This is a genomic window from Salinimicrobium xinjiangense DSM 19287, from assembly GCF_000423585.1.
GTDB lineage: Bacteria > Bacteroidota > Bacteroidia > Flavobacteriales > Flavobacteriaceae > Salinimicrobium > Salinimicrobium xinjiangense.
This window is the reverse complement of the sequence record NZ_AUIG01000008.1, coordinates 161,917-179,949: the sequence shown is the minus strand read 5'-3', so window position 1 is coordinate 179,949 and position 18,033 is coordinate 161,917. Positions and strand designations below refer to the sequence as shown.

The 18,033-nt window shown below is 40.7% G+C and carries 11 protein-coding genes; 4 read left to right on the top strand and 7 right to left on the bottom strand.

The window, feature by feature from the left end:
• Positions 1 to 69: 69 nt before the first annotated feature.
• Positions 70 to 1,887: a glycoside hydrolase family 15 protein gene (locus tag G564_RS0104350; protein ID WP_029036586.1), complete on the top strand. Its 1,818-nt coding sequence runs from the start codon at positions 70 to 72 to the stop codon at positions 1,885 to 1,887.
• Between the two features lie 176 nt (positions 1,888 to 2,063).
• Here G564_RS0104350 and G564_RS0104340 read toward each other — a convergent pair whose 3' ends face one another.
• The 7 genes from G564_RS0104340 to G564_RS0104310 form a co-directional block, all read right to left on the bottom strand.
• On the bottom strand, positions 2,064 to 3,884 hold the full coding sequence (locus G564_RS0104340; protein WP_029036585.1) for an acyl-CoA dehydrogenase family protein: 1,821 nt from the start codon (positions 3,882 to 3,884) through the stop codon (positions 2,064 to 2,066).
• An 85-nt stretch (positions 3,885 to 3,969) separates the two neighbouring features.
• Positions 3,970 to 5,163: an acetyl-CoA C-acyltransferase gene (locus G564_RS0104335; RefSeq protein ID WP_029036584.1), complete on the bottom strand. Its 1,194-nt coding sequence runs from the start codon at positions 5,161 to 5,163 to the stop codon at positions 3,970 to 3,972.
• A 57-nt stretch (positions 5,164 to 5,220) separates the two neighbouring features.
• Positions 5,221 to 5,583, bottom strand: a complete 363-nt coding sequence (locus G564_RS0104330; protein WP_029036583.1) for a four helix bundle protein — start codon at positions 5,581 to 5,583, stop codon at positions 5,221 to 5,223.
• Between the two features lie 50 nt (positions 5,584 to 5,633).
• A complete protein-coding gene (locus G564_RS0104325; protein ID WP_029036582.1) occupies positions 5,634 to 8,039 on the bottom strand; it encodes a 3-hydroxyacyl-CoA dehydrogenase/enoyl-CoA hydratase family protein in 2,406 nt (801 codons plus the stop codon).
• A 38-nt stretch (positions 8,040 to 8,077) separates the two neighbouring features.
• Positions 8,078 to 8,515 (bottom strand): MarR family winged helix-turn-helix transcriptional regulator, encoded by a 438-nt coding sequence (locus G564_RS0104320; protein ID WP_029036581.1) that lies wholly within the window; start codon positions 8,513 to 8,515, stop codon positions 8,078 to 8,080.
• Between the two features lie 199 nt (positions 8,516 to 8,714).
• Positions 8,715 to 9,464 carry a hypothetical protein gene (locus G564_RS0104315; protein ID WP_029036580.1) on the bottom strand — a complete coding sequence of 250 codons (750 nt, stop codon included), beginning with the start codon at positions 9,462 to 9,464 and terminating at the stop codon, positions 8,715 to 8,717.
• A gap of 175 nt (positions 9,465 to 9,639) precedes the next feature.
• Positions 9,640 to 10,530 carry an SMP-30/gluconolactonase/LRE family protein gene (locus G564_RS0104310; protein WP_029036579.1) on the bottom strand — a complete coding sequence of 297 codons (891 nt, stop codon included), beginning with the start codon at positions 10,528 to 10,530 and terminating at the stop codon, positions 9,640 to 9,642.
• Positions 10,531 to 11,320: 790 nt separating this feature from the next.
• Between G564_RS0104310 and G564_RS0104300 the strand changes: the two genes are divergently transcribed.
• Genes G564_RS0104300 through G564_RS0104290 form a run of 3 tightly spaced genes read left to right on the top strand, consistent with a single transcriptional unit; the run spans position 11,321 to position 17,927 of the window.
• Positions 11,321 to 14,536 (top strand): SusC/RagA family TonB-linked outer membrane protein, encoded by a 3,216-nt coding sequence (locus tag G564_RS0104300; RefSeq protein WP_029036578.1) that lies wholly within the window; start codon positions 11,321 to 11,323, stop codon positions 14,534 to 14,536.
• Between the two features lie 12 nt (positions 14,537 to 14,548).
• Positions 14,549 to 16,342 carry a RagB/SusD family nutrient uptake outer membrane protein gene (locus G564_RS0104295; protein WP_029036577.1) on the top strand — a complete coding sequence of 598 codons (1,794 nt, stop codon included), beginning with the start codon at positions 14,549 to 14,551 and terminating at the stop codon, positions 16,340 to 16,342.
• Between the two features lie 31 nt (positions 16,343 to 16,373).
• Positions 16,374 to 17,927, top strand: coding sequence for a DUF5123 domain-containing protein (locus G564_RS0104290; protein ID WP_029036576.1), 1,554 nt, complete (start codon positions 16,374 to 16,376; stop codon positions 17,925 to 17,927).
• Positions 17,928 to 18,033 lie beyond the last annotated feature (106 nt).

Here is an 18,033-nt window from a genome sequence, read left to right as displayed (position 1 = left end):
ATTCATTTTCCTTAAATTTCCGAAATTTTAAATAAGGACCCTACCATTTTAAAAGAACTTTAAGACTACATGAATACATTGGACTATGGGCTAATCGGCAATTGCAAAAGTGCCGCTTTGATCTCAAAAAAGGGCTCGCTTGACTGGTGTTGTTTGCCCAATTTTAACTCCGCTTCAGTCTTTGCTAAACTGCTCGACAAGAATATTGGAGGAAGTTTTTCCTTCGAAGTAGATGATAATTACAGTATAAGCCAAAAATACCTGTGGAAAACTAATATCCTGTGCACAACTTTTTCTTCGGAAGAAGCAGCATTTCAGGTTATAGATTTTATGCCGAGGTACAGGGAAGAAAACGGAAGCTTTTATGCACCACCTGATATCGTAAGGTTCATTTACCTCTTAAAAGGGAAACCTAAGCTTAGAGTAAAATATGAGCCCAGGTTGAATTATGCCAAAGAAGAAACTTTTACGGAAAATCACCGCTATTACTTAAAAAGCTTCACCAGGAAAGGCACTTACGATTCTCTATATCTCTACACCAGCCTGGACCTGGATGAGGTTCTTAACGGAGAAGAGATAAGTCTCACTAAGAATGTATATTTCCTGTTAGGCTATCACGAAAAACTAAGGGAGCAAAATCTTGAAAGGGCTTACCTTAAATTTCAGCGCACCAAAACCTATTGGATGAACTGGAGCGAAGAAACAACTAAGTTTCCATTTTATGGAGAAGAAATAAGCCGTAGTGCCCTGGTTCTAAAGGCTATGAGTTACCAAAAAACAGGGGCAGTGCTTGCAGCAGTGACAACCTCCTTACCTGAGACTATAGGCGAAGTGCGGAACTGGGATTATCGTTTTTGTTGGATTCGTGATGCCTCAATGGTAATTAAGGTCATGAACAGCCTGGGACATAAAGAATCTGCAGAACATTTTTTACAGTTTGTGATCAATTTAATACCTCATAAGGATGAAAAGCTGCAGATCATGTATGGCATTAATGGGGAAAAGGAACTCACTGAACATATCCTGGATCATCTGGAAGGTTATGAAGGTTCTAAGCCGGTAAGGATTGGAAATGCAGCCTATATACAGAAACAGAATGATATTTACGGCATTCTGATGGAGGTGATATATCAGCAGTTCTTACAGTTTGAAACTACTCTTGAAAATAGTGAGGAGCTCTGGACTATTGTTCGCGGAATTGTCAGGATCGTAGAAGAGCATTGGAGGCAACCGGACAAGGGAATTTGGGAATTCAGGACAGAAGAGCGCCATTTTACATTTTCCAAACTGCTCTGCTGGGTAGCTGTTGACCGGGCTGTAAAGATCGGCGAGATCTTGAGAAACGGAATAAATGATCAAAAGTGGAAAGACCTGAGAAAGGAGATCCATGATGACATCTATGAAAATGGATGGAATGATGAAATGCAGGCATATACGCAGTCTTACGGTTCCAAAGATCTCGATGCTTCGACTCTTTTAATGGAAAATTATGGATTTATTAAAGCTAAAGATCCACGGTATATTAGTACTGTTCAGGCTACAGAAAAGGAATTGTGTTATAATGGATTGCTTTTTAGATATAAAAATCAGGATGATTTTGGGCTTCCTTCTTCTTCTTTTACTATCTGCACTTTCTGGTTTATAAACAGTCTTTTCAAAATAGGAGAACGGGAAAAAGCAATGAAGATGTTCGATGAATTATTATCCTACAGTAATCATCTGGGCCTTTTCAGTGAAGATCTTGATTTTGAAACCAAAAGGCTATTAGGGAATTTCCCTCAGGCATATTCTCATTTGGCGTTAATTGAGACTGCAATGAACTTCTCTCACGGAATGGCTTCTGAAGCTCAGATCAGGGCTCTGTTGAGTGAGGAGGACCTTCTGTAAGTTTAAGATTTCAGGCAGAATGCCGGGGTATTTGTCTTTTCCTTACCTGGAAATTTACCCCGGCACACACCTGCAGTTCCAGGTAATGGGAGCCTGTTCTGTTCTGGGAATTTAGTACAAAAGAAAAAGGCCGCCCAGAGGCGACCTTCAACAGATTTAAAAGTGCAAATTGAATATTAGAAAGGGTATTTGTTTTCTGACACCACTTTTTCAGCTATCGTATTTCTAAGCTCAACCACATTTGGATGATTCTCATATTTGGTGAATCTCTTTAATCCCATCAACATCATTCTTTGCTCGTCTCCTTCAGCAAAGGAAACTATCCCTTCTTTTGCGCGGCTATTGATGATATCTACTGCGTGATAAAGGTAAAGTTTTGCCATTGCGATCTGTTCTTTCTGGCTATCTGCCCCAAAACGTTTCGCATTCTTTTCAGTTCTCAGGATTGCAGATTCGGCCATGTAGATCTCTATGAGAATATCTGCAGATGCCAGTAACAACTGTTGGTGATCTTCGAGCTGAGGTCCGAATTTCTGTACTGCACTACCTGAAACCATCAGGAATACTTTCTTCAGTTTTTTGATCATTTCTTTTTCTTCAGCAAAAAGCTCAGAAAAATCGGGTTTATCAAAAGAAGGAATCCCGGTGAGTTCTTCCCCCACTTTTGTTGCAGGACCTAAAAGATCTACATGGCCTTTCATAGCTTTCTTGATAAGCATGCCCACACATAACATGCGGTTAATCTCGTTGGTACCTTCATAGATGCGGGTAATTCTTGCATCCCTCCAGGCAGACTCCATTGGAGCATCGGCCGAGAAGCCCATTCCTCCAAAGATCTGTATTCCCTCATCTGTACAATTCTGAAGATCTTCGGAAACAGCGACCTTCAAAACAGAACATTCTATAGCATATTCTTCTACACCTTTTAGCTCGGCTTCCTGGTGAGAATTTCCTTCTTCCTGACGGATGGAAATCCTGTCCTCAATGTCTTTAGCAGCACGATATGAAGCCGATTCTCCAACATAAGCTGAAGTAGCCATTTCGGCAAGTTTTGATCTTATAGCTCCAAAATTTGCAATAGGTGTTTTGAACTGTACCCGTTCGTTTGCATATTTTACTGCAGCGTCTATAGTCCTTCTTTGGGCATCTAAACATGCTCCTGCGAGTTTAATCCGGCCAACATTTAGTGCATTCATTGCGATCTTGAAACCGCTTCCTCTTTCAGACAACATATTTTCTACTGGTACTTTCGTATCATTAAAAAACACCTGACGGGTAGAGGAGGAGTGGATTCCCAGTTTCTTTTCTTCTTCTCCAAGGGAAATTCCGTTTGGATTTTCTGAGTCGTATTCTACAATGAAACCGGTGATATTTTTGTCATCTTCTATTCTTGCAAAGACGATCATCATATCGCAAAATCCTGCATTGGAGATCCACATTTTTTGCCCGGTGATATTGTAGTATTTACCATCTTCAGAAAGTACAGCTCTGGTTTTTCCTGAATTGGCGTCACTACCTGCTCCCGGTTCGGTTAAAGCATACGCTCCAAACCATTCTCCTGTTCCCAGCTTAGGAAGGTATTTTTTCTTTTGTTCCTCTGTACCGTAAAGTGTAATTGGCAAAGTCCCGATCCCTGAATGTGCTCCAAAAGCTGTTGAGAAAGAACCCGTCGCTCCCGAGATGAAATCTACCACCAGCATTGTGGTGACAAAACCCATTCCGAGTCCGTCATACTCTTCGGGTACTGAAACTCCTAAAAAGCCCATTTCTCCGGCTTTCCTCATCAGTTCCTCGGTAAGTTCATAATTCTTATTTTCAAACTCTTCCCTTCTGGGCATTAGCTCTCTGTTCACGAATTCCTGAACGCTCTCCCGCATCATTTTTTGTTCATCGGTGAAATCTTCGGGAGTGAAAACGTCCTCTGCCCGAGTTTCCTTAACCAGGAACTGCCCTCCGCGAAGAAGGTCTTTTTTGCTGCTATCTGCTTGTGTGCTCATTATTTAGTATTTAGTATTGAGTAGTGAGTATTGAGATTTCTCTCGAATCTCCACTTTATATTATCCTTGAACTTTAAACTTTGACTTACGATAAGAATTCAAAAACTCCCGCGGCTCCCTGACCTGTTCCCACACACATAGTGACCATTCCGTATTTGTTTTTCAGATCACGTTTGCGCATTTCATCGAACAGCTGTACAGAAAGTTTAGCACCTGTACAACCCAGTGGATGGCCCATAGAAATGGCTCCTCCATTTGGATTCATTCGGTCCATATCAAGACCAAGTTCTCTTATCACTGCCAGTGACTGAGAGGCGAAGGCTTCGTTCAATTCTATTAATTCCAGATCATTCAATTGAATTCCCGCCTGTTTCGCTGCTTTTGGAATGGCGTATACAGGTCCAATACCCATGATCCTTGGCTCTACACCAACTGCCGAATAACTGACCAGTCTTGCCACCGGCTCCAGGTTCAATTCTTTTACCATTTCTTCGCTCATCACCATTACAAAAGCGGCACCATCACTCATCTGCGATGAGTTTCCTGCTGTTACGCTTCCGCCTTCTGTGAATACCGGTCGCAATTTTGCCAGTACTTCCTGAGATGTGTCGGCTCTTGGGCCTTCGTCCTTATTAACTGTGTAGGAGCGGGTTTGTTTTTTGCCATTTTCGTCGACGTAAGTCTGATCCACTGTTATAGGAACGATCTGGTCCTGAAAACGATCTTCTTTTTGGGCTTTTAGAGACTTCTGGTGAGAGTTATATGCAAACTCATCCTGATCTTCTCTGGAAACCTTGTATTTGTTAGCCACGGCTTCTGCAGTAAGACCCATTCCCCAGTAATAATCTTCTCTACCTTCTTTGGCGAGTTTATAATCGGGTACAGGTTTGTAACCTCCCATGGGAATGTAACTCATACTTTCTGCGCCCCCGGCAATGATACAATTAGCCATTCCACTTTGGATCTTGGCAGTGGCTATTGCAATAGTTTCCAATCCTGAGGCACAGTAGCGGTTCACGGTCATTCCGGGAACGTCTTCAGTTTTAAGTCCCATCAGGGAAATAAAACGCCCCACATTGAGCCCTTGTTCTGCTTCGGGCATTGCATTCCCCACAATGACGTCATCAATACGTTTTTTATCAAATTCGGGCAGCTTATCCATCATAAACTGGATAGTTTCTGCCGCTAATTCATCTGGCCTTTTAAATCTGAATACCCCCCGCGGTGCTTTTCCCACTGCAGTACGATACCCTTTTACGATGTAAGCTGTTCTGTTCATAGTTCAAAATATTAATATGAAAACGAGAGTCTGGAAACTAGAGCCTAGAAGCTAGACTTAATCATTTCCAAGGTTGTCCATAAAGGAACCTATCATTTTCTGTATTTGTAAAATCTTATTTTCCAATTCTTCAAATCTTTCCTTAGAAAGAAAATTTTCATTACGGGCCACAATTAGTTGTGTCTCCCACTCAAAAGCCGATCCCAGGCTGTTCTCTAAAAACTTTTTAAAATGTCTGTCGGTACTTTTGCTGGAACCTTCGGCTATATTGGAGGGAATAGAAACGGCACAACGATTTAACTGACTTATTAAATTAAATCTTTCACTGTCAGGAAATGTTCTTGTAAGTTTATAGCTTTCTCCAACAAGAGCAATCCCTTCATTCCAGATCTTTAATTTTTTAAAGTTATGTCGTCCCATTTTTTCCCATTCAGTCTAGATTCTAGAATCTAGACTCTAGGCTCTAGATATTAATTTCTCAACGGTTTCCCCTTCTGCAACATATGCTGCAACCTCTCCAATGTCTTCTTTTCTCCCGTCAGCGATAAAAATGCTTCTCTTTCAAGGTCGAGCAGGTATTGTTCGCTTACGTATGAATTTTCGGAAAGGTCACCTCCGGCCATTACATAGGCGAGTTTATTGGCAATCTTCTTGTCGTGTTCACTGATGTATTTTCCTGCGAACATCTGGTCTGTTCCTACATAGAAAGCACCAAGGGCTTGTTTTCCCAATACTTTAATATCTGTTCTCATAATAGGCCTGGTATAGCCGTTCTCAGCCATGAGTAAGGCGTGTTTCTTAGCAATAGCTAACTGACGATCGGGATTTACTACCACTATATCTTTTCCTTTTTGCAGGATGTTGAGGTCATAGGCTTCATAGGCTGAAGTCGAAACCTTTGCCATTCCTATAGTAAGGAAGTGCTCACGCAGACGATTAAGCTCCACATCGTCTTTTTGGAAGGTATCGGCCGCACGCACCGTCATCTCTTTAGATCCACCACCACCGGGAATCACTCCGACACCAAATTCCACCAGTCCAATATAGGTTTCGGCTGCAGCGACTACCTTATCTGCATGGAGAGATAGTTCACATCCACCTCCCAGAGTCATCGCGTGTGGCGCTGCAACTGTTGGAATAGAGGAGTAGCGCATTCTCATCATGGTATCCTGGAAGTATTTTACAGCCATGTTAAGTTCGTCGTATTCCTGCTCTACAGCCATCATAAAGATCATCCCAATGTTGGCACCTACAGAAAAATTCTTTCCGGCATTTGCCACCACCAGTCCCTGATATTCTTTCTCTGCCAGATCAATGGCTTTGTTGAGTCCGTCCAGGACGTCGCCTCCAATGGAGTTCATCTTACTGCGGAATTCCACATTGAGGATTCCGTCGCCAAGATCTTCCACTACCACTCCGCTGTTGCTGAAAACTTTTTTGGAATCCCTGATGTTGTCAAGGATGATGAAGGCGTCCTGTCCCGGAATCTTCTTATATTCTTTGGCGGTGATATCGTAGTACCAGGTATTTCCGTCTTTTACACTGTAGAAGCTCTTGTTGCCTTTTTCAAGCATTTCGTTCACCCAGGCGGCCGGTTTGCGGCCTTCCTCCTTCATGATCTCAATTCCTTTTTCCACACCAATGGCATCCCAGATCTCAAAAGGCCCATGTTCCCAGCCGTATCCGGCTTTCATTGCGTCATCTATCTTATAAAGCTCATCTGTGATCTCCGGGATCCGGTTTGAGGAGTAGGCGAAAATGGCGGCAAAGTTCTTTCTGTAAAATTCACCGGCTTTGTCTTTTCCTCCAACCAGGACCTTAAAACGATCCTCCACTTTATCAATCGTTTTCGTTTGTTCGAGAGTAGAAAAAGAGGCTTTTTTCTGAGGCCTGTATTTGAGGGTTTTCAGATCCAGGGAGTGTATTTCACTGGAGCCGTCATCCTTTTTGAGCTTTTTATAAAAACCCTGTCCGCTTTTACTTCCAAACCACTCGTTTTCCACCATTGTACCTATGTAATCGGGCATAGCGAAAAGATCGTGTTCTTCATCTGTAGGCACTCCTTTATGTAATCCTTCGGCCACATGCTTGAGGGTGTCAAGGCCTACAAGGTCTACGGTGCGAAAAGTGGCAGATTTCTGCCTTCCTATTACGGGACCTGTAAGTTTATCTACTTCCTCCACTGTAAGATCCATCTCACGTACCATGTGGAAGAGACTCATAATGCTGTACGTTCCTATTCGGTTTCCAATGAACGCCGGAGTATCCTTGGCGACCACAGATTTCTTTCCGAGGAATTTTTCACCGTACTCATTAAGAAATTCCAAGACCTCTTCGGAAGTATCAGGTCCAGGAATAATTTCAAATAATCTCAGGTAACGCGGTGGATTAAAAAAGTGAGTTCCGCAGAAATGCTTTTTGAAGTCCTCGCTGCGGCCTTCATTCATTTGCTGAATAGGAATTCCGGAGGTATTAGAAGTAATAAGAGTTCCCGGTTTGCGATGTTTTTCAAGATTATTGAATACCTGCTGCTTAATATCAAGGCGTTCTACAACTACCTCCATGATCCAGTCAGCTTCAGAAACTTTAGAAATATCATCCTCCAGGTTACCGGTTTTGATACGATTTGCAAAGTCTTTATGGTAAATAGGAGAGGGCTTCGATTTTAGGGCGTCCTGTAAAGAAGTGTTTACGATCCTGTTCCTTACCTGTTCATCTTCCAGAGTAAGTCCCTGTTTTTTTTCTTTTTCTGAAAGCTCCCGCGGGACAATGTCCAGCAGCAAAACTTCCACCCCGATATTGGCAAAGTGACAAGCGATCCCGCTGCCCATAATACCCGAGCCTATTATCGCAACTTTGTTAATTCGTCTTTTCATGTTGATATAAATTTTGGTGATCACCGCGGTGATCTTTATTATTCATTATATATTTTTCTTGAGGCAATAAGCTCCATGATCTTGGAAGCCACTTCAATAAATTTATCCAGGTCTTCCTGAGGAATTTCCTTTCTTACAGCTTCATCAAAAGTCAAAACCACCTTTTTGGAATAGTCTCTCATCTCTTTCCCGAAATCGGTAAGACAGATAAGAACACTTCGTCCATCAACCGGATTTTTCTTTCTTGTAATAAGGCCTTTATCTTCCATGGTTTTTAGGGTGCGCGACAAACTCGTCGCTTCCATTCCCATTTTGGGACCCAATGAAGTGGAGGGGGTGCCATTTTCCGGATCAATGCTCAAAAGGGCAAAACCCGTTGCCATTGTACTTCCTTCTTTACTGGCTTCTTCATTGTACATTTTGGCAATTGAGATCCAGGTCGCCCGAAGAACGTAATCAATGGTTTTTTCTTTCATAGAATCTCAAAGTTAAGAAAATTTTATTATGCACGCATAGCAAATAAAAGAAAAAAAATCTGACTCTAAGACAACTCTCTTAAAATTATTGGAAAAGCACAAGAAAGTATACTGGCGCAGGAGAGTTTAACAATTATTTAGTGAATAAAATTAACAGGTGTAAATGATTGAGCTACGGACTGCTGGCATTTGTGAAGATTTATTGATCCGAGAACAATTCTTCCCGTAATTTTATCCATTCTCCCTGAAGGTAAAACTTCAATCGTGCTTCATTTTTTAGAGAAATAAGCCGGGGCAAAGCATCATCTTCAATGATATGATTAATTAGCAGACGCATTTCCTGGTCAGAAAGTTCCATGTCTTTCTTCATATACGCTGTATAGTGGAGTTCCAGAAAGGTGATGTTCTTTTCTTTTTGTTCGTAGGAAATATTTCGCTTCAGTTTTTTGGTGCGGCCGTTAATAGCATTTAAAATTGCATCTATTGAAACACCTCCTCCTATTATTCCCAGCAGGTGTTTGGGTTTAAAGTCTCCGGCTTGTCTCAATCTTCTTTCATTGACGGAGAGCTTTTCGATTTTCTTCGGAATGATCCCAAGGGTGACAACATTGATTTCTGAAGTTTCATCAATCAAAACCTCCCGAAGTTCCATAGATGATTCAGTCATCCTGAAAATCAATGGATCGCGCTCCAGGTCCTCTTTTTTAATAAAAGCAATAAGATCATGCATACCTACATGAGTGAAGAGCAGGGTGTCGCCGACACCCATTGTTAGTTGAAATTCACCCGAGGCACCAGTAAGGGAAAATTTTCCTGTAGAAATGTTTCTGACGTGCACATTTTCCAGAAGGGTATCATTCTTCACTATTTTCCCGCGAATCTGTACCCGTTCCTGAGCCAAAAGATTACAGCTAAGAAGCAGAAATAAAAATATAGTGCAATATTTCATATCGGGTTTGCAGAAAAGTGAAAATTACTGCGATTAGGTTTAATTTCATGATCCTTTAAACCTTTTCCTTATTATCTAAGTAGGATTTGTTTTTCTATGACAACAAAGAAAGAACTAAACAGGGTTCAAAAATGACATTTTTAAACCCTGATATATTTTATTAGGCGTACATATTTTAATTCCCTTTAACATTCATTTCAAAGCTAAACAGTGAATCCATTGCTGTGATGAATAATGTTTTTTTACCCTTTCCTCCAAAAGTCACATTTGCAGTCCAATCCTTATCTACAGGAATATGAAGGATCTTTTCTCCTTCCTTATTAAACACCGTAACTCCGTCGCCCGTGAGATACAGGTTTCCCTGCTCATCCATGGTCATTCCATCAGATCCCATTCCAGTAAATAATTTTCTATTCTCCAGTTTTCCGTCCTTCCCAATTTCGTATTGCCAGGTTTTATTGTCCTCGATATCGGCAACGTATAAGATCTTACCATCGGGAGTTCCAATTATTCCGTTTGGTTTTACCAATTCTTTGGCAGCGATAAAAAGTCCTTTTCGGTTCGGAGTAAGGTAATATACCCGCTGCTCTTTAATAGGTTGGGCACTGTGATTCCAGTAAGGCCGCTTATAGAAAGGATCTGTGAAAAAGATGCCGCTATCGGGAGCGATCCATAAGTCATTGGGACCATTGAATCTTTGTCCGCGAAATTTATCCAACAAAACTGTCACCTCCTTTTTAGGATTTATCATCCAGATCTCCCCATGTTTATCGGCAGCGGCATAGAGATTACCTTCTGCATCCAGGAAAAGACCGTTAGCCCGACCTGCTTCTTCCATATAAACTGATACTTCATTACTGTCAACAGACCATTTGTGGATGCGGTTGTTCGGCTGATCGGTGAAATAGATATTGCCTTCAGCGTCGGCCGCAGGACCTTCAGTGAACTCAAATCCGTCCGAAACGAGCTGCAGTTGAGCGTTTTCAGAACTTAAAGCTGTGTTTTGTGCTCTTCCTGAAAAGCTAAAAAGTACTATGGTGATAAAGAGAGGTGAGGGAATATTCATTTTAATAAAATTTGCGTGAAAAGATAAGGATTTTCTGCTTTTTTGCTCTGAAAATCTTCAATAATTATATACGTTAAAGATGCCATTATAATCTGAAAAAACGGCTAAATATTCAATGTTCAAAGGAGTTAGAAGGATATTGGAAATGTCTGCTATTATATCATTTTGCTCTTGCCATAATTCTGAAATTTTTAATAGAAAATATGCCTGAAATAATTATGTCTAAAGGGCAGGTCATGATTCTGGATTAATAAACTGTAACATACTGATTATCATTAAGTATAATCAGTGTGTACTTCAGATTAGAGCTCAGTGGAAATTTTCAAAGAACTTAAAATTTTATAGAAATAATACAAAGTGGGTAATCGATTACAACTTATCATAGGATATCTATGGAGAACTTATATTATGGTATTTCCGGGATGTCATATCATCTCCCGAAGGATATTTTAAGGAAAAATTAGTTCTCGTATTAAAATTATATTAAATTTTTTTATAGTAAAATTTGTTTTATCGATTCTTTTATCTAGGTTTGTGTAATCGATTACATTGTCAAAAAGAGTCTTTTTTACTTGTTAATTTTCTTTTTTCTGAAAATAAGCCAGGACTCATTATTTAATCGATAGATCAGTCGGTTTCTTGCGAAGAATTTTTGAGCAGAACCGCTTCTAATAATGGATTTTACGAAAACGATTTAGTTTTTGTTCTTTCTTTTTAATTTTTTGAAACGCCGGGTTAGCCGGCTTAAATAAGAGTTATTAAAATTTCTAATTTACTTTCAATTATGAGAATGAAATTATTTGACCTTTTCCCCAGGGAGTTTCTTTTGTTCTGTGGTTTTCTCCTTCTGCTTGGGGTCGACGCTCGGGCTCAGGATGAATTTACTGTAAGCGGTACGGTAGTCGACTCACAAACCCGGGAGCCTCTCCCCGGTGTGAACATTCTGGAAAAGGGAACTACGAATGGAACAATGACCAATTTTGATGGGGAGTTTTCTATTGAAGTTTCCAGCCAAAATACTGTATTGGTATTTAGTTATGTTGGATTCGCACCACTTGAAGTGGAAGTAAATGGAAGAAGCACCATTGATGCGGTGCTCGAGCTTGATTCCAATGCACTTGATGAGGTTGTTGTTGTGGGTTATGGTACTGCGAGAAGATCTGATTTAACAGGATCTGTGGTTTCAATATCTGGAAGTGACATACAGGAGCAGGCAAAAGCCAGCGTCGCAGATGCTTTAACTGGGAGACTCGCCGGGGTACAGGTAATGGCTACAGAGGGTTCGCCTGATGCTGAAATTAATATTCGGATTCGTGGAAACGGTTCATTGACTCAGGATAGCTCCCCTTTAATTATTGTCGACGGTTTTCCCGTTAGTAGTATGAGTGATATTAGCCCTACAGATATTTCGAGTATTTCGGTGCTTAAAGACGCTTCCTCTACTGCCATTTACGGTTCAAGAGGAGCAAATGGTGTTATTATCATTACTACTAAAGATGGAGTTGCCGGTAAAATAAGTGTGAATATCAATTCCTTTTATGGGTTTCAGAAAATTGCTAACACCATTGATGTTCTATCGCCTGAGGATTACGTAAAATGGCAATATGAATATGCCCTGCTTAGGGATCCTGAAAATTTGGATTCTTATGAGCAATATTTTGGATTATGGCAGGATTATGATCAATACAGTGGTATAGAGGGTAATGACTGGCAAAGACAGATATATGGTAAGATGGGAGAAGTGCAAAGTCATGACCTGGCAATTAGAGGAGGTTCTGAAAAAGCGAACTTTAACTTTAATTATGCACGCTACGACGTAAACACTATTATGGTGGGTTCTGATTTTAAAAGAGACAATCTTTCTTTAGCACTCAGGAGTGAGGCTGGTGAAAAGGTAGATCTATCTTTTACTGTTCGCTATTCGGACACTGAAATTAATGGTGGTGGTGCCAATGAGCAAAATGAGGTCTCTTCTGCCGATTCCCGTTTGAAATATAGTGTACAGTACTCTCCAATTCCCATTTCGGGGCTTACTACTACGAATACAGACGAGGCTTTAACCGGTTACCTGGTTAATCCTTTTGTGGCTACAGATGATAATCAAAGACTTCAGCTTAGAAAGAATTTCAATATGCTGGGAAGCTTTGGCTGGGATATACTGGATAATCTAAGATTTCAATCTGATTATGGTTTAGATTATCGTACAGACCAGGATTACCGGTATTATGGTCGTTCAACATATTATTCCAGCAACAGGCCTTCAGCAGTTAATCAAGGCTTGCCTTCTCTCGTTTATAGAGATAGAAAGCGCGAAAGCTTTAGGAACGCTAATACTTTAAATCTTGACTTTAAAAAGTACTTAAATGAAGATCATGGTCTGAAGTTGCTGTTGGGGCAGGAGATGATCGTTACTGAAAACAATCAGGAAACTGCCGAGATACAGGGATTTCCAAGAGATTTCGATTTTCCAACTACGATAAAACTTACTACACAGGGAACTCCACAAACCGTAGATAATTTCTATAGTCCGGATGATAAGTTATTATCTTTTTTTGGTCGTGTTAATTACGAATTCCAGAATAAATATTTATTTACAGCGACTTACCGGGCCGATGGTTCAAGTAAATTTTTGGGTGACAACCGTTGGGGATATTTTCCTTCTGCAGCGGTAGCATGGAAATTAAAAGAAGAAAATTTTCTGAATGATGTAGATTGGCTTGATGCTCTTAAGGTAAGATTTAGTTATGGTGAAGCCGGAAATAACAATATTCCTTCCGGACAAACAGTTCAAAGTTTTCAATCAAACACCACCACTTATTTAAATGAAATTCCAACCTATTGGGCTGCTTCAAGGGTGCTAGCTAATCCCGATCTAAAATGGGAGACTACCGTAACTCAGAACGTGGGACTAGATTTTGAAGTATTAAATGGAGCGGTAATTGGAAGTGTAGAAGCATATAAAAATCTTACTACAGATCTTTTACTCGCCTTTCGTACCCCTGGTTCAGGTTATGAATATCAATATAGGAACCTGGGGGAAATACAGAATACTGGTGTAGAGGCTTCCTTAAATTTCAATCCTATTACGAAGGAAGATTATGGCCTGAGTTTCTCTGTTAATACGTCGGCCAACAGAAACAAAATTAACTCCTTGGGAACATTAGAGGATTATCAGGAATATTCAGGATGGGCTTCCTCGGAGATTGGTAGTGATTATGCAGTTTGGACAGGACATCCGGTAGGAACAATGTACGGCTATAAAAATGATGGGCGCTATGAAGTATCTGATTTTGATTTTGATGCCGCAACTAATACCTACATACTTAAACCTGATGTTGTAGATGCCAGTGACATAGTAGGTAGTGTAATGCCAGGTATGCTGAAATTAAAGGATATTAATGGAGATGGTGTTGTTGATGTAAATGATAATACGATTATTGGAGATGCCAATCCTGATTTTACAGGTGGTTTTGTGCTGAATGCCTATGCGTACGGATTTGACTTTTCAGCAGCCTTTAACTATAGTGTTGGGAATGACGTATATAATGCCAATAAAGTTCAATTTACGACAGCTAACCAAAATAGTAGATATAGAAACCTAAGTGCAGATATGGCTGACGGTATAAGATGGACGAACCTTAATCCGGAGACTGGTCAGCTTATTACCGATCCCGAACAACTTGCAGCTGCAAATGCTAATACTACAATGTGGTCTCCTTATATGCGGAGCTACGTATTTAGTGATTGGGCGGTAGAAGACGGTTCGTTTCTCAGACTTAACACCATAACCCTGGGTTATACTCTGCCTCAGGAACTTATGTCAAGAGCGAATATCTCTAAACTAAGATTATACGCAACTGCAAATAATGTTTTTGTTCTTACTAATTATTCCGGTCTTGATCCAGAAGTTTCTACCAGGAGGAAGACACCTCTTACTCCGGGAGTAGATTATTCACCATTTCCCAGAAGTAGACAGGTGGTATTTGGTTTAAACCTTAATTTTTAAAAATTAGAAAAAATGAAAAATTTTATAAAAATCTTTTCGGCGCTTTTAATATCAGGCCTGATAGTCTCCTGTGAGGAAGATTTCCTGGACAGCGATTTTTTAGAAGCTCCGGCAAAGTCAACTTTGGACGAATCTGTTATCTTTTCAACGGTTGATCTGGCTAAAGGAGCTGTAGATGGTATACTGGAACCTATGGGGCAGACGAATTCTTATAGAGGTCGATTTATTCCCTATTATGGATTTAATACAGATGTAGAGTACAATTATAGTGCGAGGCAGGAAGGTTCTGATGCAGACCTTGTGTATTATGATGCCAAGCCTAATAACTCCAGAATGAATACCGATAACAATGCCTGGGCAATGATGTATCAGGGTATTGAACGGGCGAATATAGTTATACGGGGATTAAGAAATTTTGGTAATCCCGAACCTGGGACTGAATTCGGACAACTATTAGGAGCAGCACTTACTTATAGAGCTGTTTATTATGCCGATCTTATGAAGGCCTGGGGAGATGTTCCGGCACGTTTTGAACCTATTACGAGTGAAACTCTGTATTTGCCAAAAACTAGCAGGGATACCATTTACAAAAAACTTATCGCAGATTTAGGAGAAGCATCTACCTTGGTGGCCTGGCCTAACGAAACCGCCGCTACTTCTTCCGTTGAACGAATCAATAAAGCCTTTGTGAAGGGTCTAAGAGCGAGACTTGCTCTGGTTGCCAGTGGCTATCAACAGTATCCTGACGGAGTTAGAAGAAGTAATGATCCAGATCTTTCTGTTGAGAAGATGTATCGTTTAGCACTTGAAGAAAGCCGCTCGGTTATCAACAGTGGTAGAGCTCATCTGGAGCCTTCTTTTGAAGGTTTCTGGAAGAAATATAACAGCGAAGACACCAATGCAGGGGGTGAATCCCTTTGGGAAATTCCATTTGCTGACGGACGAGGTAGAGTGTTATTTTCATTTGCTGTTCGCCACCGTAGTGTAGATCAGTGGACAGGGCAGCCAAGAGGTGGTACTGCTGGTCCAACCCCTACGGTATGGTATGACTTTGATGAAGATGATACCAGAAGAGACGTTACCGCTGTGCCTTATCAATGGGGTACTGCTGTAGATGGTATCGCTCAGCAGGAACTAACAGGTATTGATATGTGGTATTTTGGAAAATACCGCTACGAATGGATGGATCGTTATGTAACTTCTACAAACGATGATGGCGTCAATCTTATTTATATGAGATATGCCGAAATCCTTTTAACTGCTGCTGAAGCAGCTAATGAACTGGAAGGTCCGGGAGCAGCAGCTCCGTATTTGAAGGAAATTCGTCGCAGAGCATTTCCATCAGAACTTCATGCCGAAAAAGTAGATGCGTATGTTGATGCCCTTGGCTCTAAAGCAGCAATGTTCGACGCTATTGTAGAAGAATATAAATATGAGTTTACAGGCGAGATGGATAGGAAAATGGATCTGATCCGTTGGAATCTTCTTAGTGAAAAACTTAACGAAGAAAAACAAGAGCTGGAAAATCTTGAGAACAGAACCGGAGATTATGCAAACGTACCCACAACTCTCTACTACAAGTATGAAGATGATGGTTACACCCTTGATATCTACGGTTTAAATAGAGGGGAAACCGGCAATCCCGGACCCGAATATTCTGCACACCCATGGGATCAGCCACTGGATGACATCCGGAATACGCTGTACAAACCGGGCGTTGATCCGGATACAAAACAGTTTTGGCCTATTTGGCAGGTTTTCATAGATGCCAGTAATGGTCAGTTAGTAAATGATTACGGTTACTAGAACCTAACTAAACAGAACTAATTTATAAGTTATGAAAGTAAGAGATATCTTTAAAAGTTTACTAATAGTCTTTCTCATGGCAGTTACTGTTACAGCCTGCGACTATGATAAAGAGCTGATCGAAGAGCTGCCCGTAAGCCGGGAATTTGCACCAGTGAACCTTAGAGCCTTCGTAAGAAATCAGGTAAATGTTGAGTTAAACTGGACGGTTGACGAAAACGCCAATAGCTATATTGTTGAGTTTGCGGATGGACCGGATTTTGACAATATCGTTAAGACTTTAGAAGTCGCTCCGAATGAGCTGCCGGTATTGGTGCCTTTGGAAAGTGAAACTTTTTACTCTATTAGAGTAAAAGCGATTAGCGTTAGAGGTTTGGACGATTCTTCCTGGGCAACCACTACTGCGGAAACTTTGACCGAACAAATCTTTTTAGAAGGAGTAGATGGAGACATTAAAGCCAAAGAGGTTACCCTGAGATGGGTTCCCGGAAGCGAGGTAACTGAAATATTGTTAAGTCCGGGGGATATCACTTACACCATTTCTCCTGAGGAAAAAGCTAGCGGAATGGCGACGATCACCGGTCTTACGGCGGAAACTGAATATACCGCACTTCTCCTTAACGATAGTCGTACAAGAGGTGTCAAGACATTTACTACCGGGATTGATATTGGTACAGGAATATTGGTAACTTCTGAAGATGACTTGTTTCAAATGATTGCAGATGCCAGCGCAGGTGATATCCTGGTTCTTGAACCCGGTGACTATACTTCTCAAACAGGAACCGTAACCCTTAATAAGTCTTTGACTATTCGCGGACTAAGGAGTTTCGATAAACCCCTGCTACAGTTGAATTTTGAAATCGAAACCGGAGCCGAGGATGTGGCATTAATTGATCTTGAACTTATGGGAATGGGTGAAGGATCATCAGAACTTCAGGATGTTGTAAGATATACGGCCCCCGGAAATTATAACTCTCTCTTGATTAGTGGTAGTAATATCCATGATTATTCACGTTCATTCATTGCAGGTAATGAGACAGATGCCATTCTACAGACCTTGACCGTGGAAAACAGCATTGTCTACAACATCTATACATCAGGAGGGGATTTCATAGATTTTCGAAATTCCGACGTGCTTAACATAAATCTGGTAAATAATACTTTCTATAATGTTGCTCCGGGAAGAGACTTTATAAGAATGGATGCCAGTGGCACCTCCAATGATACCGGATTAACTTCCAACATTCTTATAGATAGTAATACCCTGTATGCCGTTGCCGATAATGACAGCAGAAGACTGCTATATGTTCGGTTTGTGTCAAATGATGTAACAGTGAGGAATACGCTGATAGTTAATACAGCTTCTGAAGGTTATGCAGATAGAGAGGGAATAGATGAATCCCCGACTTTTAGTAATAATAATTATTTCAACGCACCGGGATTCTATGATTCATCCCAATATATTTTTGACAATAGCAATTACACCACCCTGGACCCTGGTTTTGTGGATCCATCAACTGGAGATTTCACAATTACAAATCAAACATTAATTGATAATAATGTGGGTGACCCACGCTGGAGATAATATGGTTGGTTAGTTTAGATGCGAAAAGGGTATGCATTGTAATGATGCACACCCTTTTTTTAACCTCATTTATAAAGTGTTACAAGAGACCAATTTGTTCCGGTTT